Genomic DNA, 2,823 nt, shown 5'->3' on the forward strand with positions numbered 1-2,823 from the left:
CACCGCGACGGGCTCGCCGGTCTCGCGGGGTGCGCTCCGCCTCGCGGCGCTCGGCGTGGATCTCGTTGAGCCGTGCCGTCAGCCGCTCGGCCAGTCGCCGTGAGTTGGCGAAGACGATGGAGGACGTGTGCGCGAGCACGCGGTCGACGATCGACTCCTCGACGTGGGGCCAGATCGATCCGCTCTGCGGGCCGGTCGCTCCCATCGTCGAGCCCTCCTGCTGCGCCGTGGAGCCGAGCTCGGACATGTCCTCGACGGGGACGACGACGCTGAGCTCCCACTGCTTCTCGGAGGCGGGCGCGACGATCGCGACGGGCGAGCGGCCAGCGAGGAACCGGGCGATCTCCTCTCGCGGGCGGACGGTGGCCGACAGGCCGATGCGCTGCACCGGCGTCGCGAGCAGCGCATCGAGCCGTTCGAGCGAGACGGCGAGGTGTGCGCCGCGCTTGGTCGACGCGACGGCGTGCACCTCGTCGACGATGACCGTCTCGACCCCGCGGAGCGACTCCCGCGCGGACGAGGTGAGCATGAGGTAGAGCGACTCGGGGGTCGTGATCAGGATATCCGGCGGCGTCTTCTGCAGCACTCGGCGCTCGGCCGCCGGGGTGTCTCCGGAGCGGACACCGACCGTCACCGTGGCGGGTGCGGTGCCGATGCCCTCGGCACTGAGACGCAGAGCGGTCTGGGTGACGCCGACCAGCGGCGAGCGGAGGTTGCGCTCGACGTCGACTCCGAGCGCCTTGAGCGGAGAGACGTAGAGAACGCGTGTGCGGTGCTGCGGATCCTCCGGTGGCGGGCCCTGCACGAGCCTGTCGATCGCCCAGAGGAACGCGGACAGCGTCTTGCCGGAGCCGGTGGGCGCGACCACGAGGGCGTGCGCGCCGCTCGAGATGGCCGACCACGCACCCTCCTGCGCGGCCGTGGGCGCCGGGAACGCTCCCTCGAACCACGCCCGGGTGGCGGGGGAGAAGCGCTCGAGTACATCCGGCATGCGACCATTCTCCCTGCCACCTCCGACATTGCCCGGTTCGCCGGTCGAGGGCACGCCCGTGACGCCGTATCCGGTGCGGCGGGTCAGGCGAAGCCGAGCCGTACGAACGCGCCGACATCGGCCAGCTCCGCCTGGCCGACTCCGTGCGCGACCCCCTCGTAGACTCGGGCGTCCAGCGCGGTGTGCTCGGGGAACCAGGCGGCCGCATCGCGCACCAGCTCCTCCGGGATCACGGAGTCGAGAGTGCCGCGCCCCCAGAACACGGGCGGCCGGTCGCGGGCGAGGCGCTCGTCGGCGTCGTCGCCCTCGGCGAGCGGCACCACGAATCCCGAGAGCGCGACCGCGAAGACGAAGCGCCCGGGAGCGCGCCGCAACAGCTGCACGGCGAGCGCTGCTCCCTGCGAGAAGCCGAGCAGCCCGATCGGACCCGGGTGATCCAGCGCGTCGAGCCAGTCGATCACCGCGTGCACCGCCTCCTCGACCGCTGCCGGATCCGCGCGCGGCTCCTCCGGGTCGAGCGGCACCCGCAGCGGCCACCAGGCGTTCGCGCCGCCCGCCACCTGCAGCGGCGCCCGCAGCGATGCGAGCACGGGCTCCAGCGGCAGAGAGGCGCCCAGCGAGAAGAGATCGCCCTCGTGCGAGCCGTAGCCGTGCAGGAGGACGAGGAGGGGGCGGCCGACACGGTCGCGTTCGGAGGAGGACCACAGCACCGCGTTCGCGTCGATTCCCATCGCACCATCCTGCCTCCCGTGCGGACGATCCGCCGCCGCGGTCGGAAGACCAGCCGGGTCGGGTAAGAATGGCATCATGAGCGTGCGAACCCCTGACCCCAACTCCGGGTGGCTGTCCGACGACGAACTCGCCGAGATCCGCCGTCGGCTGCCGCTGCTGTACGTCGAGGCGGTGCCCGTGCGCGTGGACGGTCTCGGCCAGGTCACCGAGGTCGGGGTGCTGCTGCGGGCGACGTCGTCGGGGCAGATCACTCGGACGATCGTCTCGGGCCGGGTGATGTACGGCGAGACCCTGCGCGATGCGCTCTTCCGCCACCTCGAGAAGGACCTCGGCCCGATGGCCTTCCCGCTCCTCCCGGCGAGCCCGCTGCCGTTCCACGTCGCCGAGTACTTCCCGATGCCGGGCATGGGGCCCTTCACGGACGAGCGCCAGCACGCGGTCTCGCTCGCCTACGTCGTTCCCGTCACCGGCACCTGCGACCCCCGGCAGGACGCCCTCGAGCTCACCTGGATGACGCCCGACGAAGCGTCGTCGGACGCGGTCTCGGCCGAGATGGAGGGCGGGCGCGGCGCACTGCTCCGGGCCGCCCTCGCCTCCGTGGGCCGACTGTCCTAGCGGCGCGGAGCGTCCTTCTCGCGCGCCGCGGGATGGCGTGCCGTGGTCGACGTCCCGGGTGGCGGGACTGGCAGGAGCGTGTCGCGGTCGCCTCGACGGATCGGCCAGCACGCGAATCCGCCGTTCGGCTCGTGGCCCCTGTGTGCGCGACGTGAGGCGTCGGCGGGAGTCGACTGCAGGGCTGCGCAACGAAGGCTCAGAGCGTGAAATCGCTCATTCGCGAGGCTCTCGGCACTCCTGGCCTTCGTTGCGATGGCGCTCGCGGAACGTCCGCCCCGGACACGACGAAGGGCTGAGGGCCCGCGACGAGTGGTCGCACGGGCCGTCAGCCCTTCGTTCTGCTGTCCTGGTCCAGGACGAGCGCCTGTTCCCCGTCATCGATGGATCAGTCCCCGGACCGGCCGCTCACCATGAGGCGAACAGCTGCTCCGGGGTAGCCGGTCGCGACACGCCCTGCGCGCCCACCGTCCATGAGGCCGGTCGCG

The 2,823-nt window shown here is 72.4% G+C and carries 3 protein-coding genes; 1 reads left to right on the plus strand and 2 read right to left on the minus strand.

Features of this window, described 5'->3' with window-relative positions:
• Together ACH61_RS14820 and ACH61_RS14825 are read right to left on the minus strand one after the other, a co-directional pair.
• Nucleotides 1-991: DEAD/DEAH box helicase (locus tag ACH61_RS14820; RefSeq protein WP_153038924.1), on the minus strand; the 991-nt coding region annotated here is incomplete at its 3' end.
• An 83-nt stretch (nucleotides 992-1,074) separates the two neighbouring features.
• Nucleotides 1,075-1,722, minus strand: a complete 648-nt coding sequence (locus ACH61_RS14825; protein WP_068213516.1) for an alpha/beta hydrolase — start codon at nucleotides 1,720-1,722, stop codon at nucleotides 1,075-1,077.
• 76 nt (nucleotides 1,723-1,798) lie between these two features.
• Between ACH61_RS14825 and ACH61_RS14830 the strand changes: the two genes are divergently transcribed.
• Entirely contained in the window at nucleotides 1,799-2,338 is a 540-nt protein-coding gene (locus ACH61_RS14830; RefSeq protein ID WP_068213519.1) for an NUDIX hydrolase family protein, read from the plus strand.
• Nucleotides 2,339-2,823 lie beyond the last annotated feature (485 nt).

This window comes from Rathayibacter tanaceti (assembly GCF_001634385.1).
In the GTDB taxonomy this organism is placed as follows: Bacteria; Actinomycetota; Actinomycetes; order Actinomycetales; family Microbacteriaceae; genus Rathayibacter; species Rathayibacter tanaceti.

What these genes read in the sequence shown, in the direction of transcription:
- ACH61_RS14825 (WP_068213516.1), bottom strand. Translation starts at nt 1,722, where the DNA reads ATGGGAATCGACGCGAACGCGGTGCTGTGGTCCTCCTCCGAACGCGAC.
- ACH61_RS14830 (WP_068213519.1), top strand. Translation starts at nt 1,799, where the DNA reads ATGAGCGTGCGAACCCCTGACCCCAACTCCGGGTGGCTGTCCGACGAC.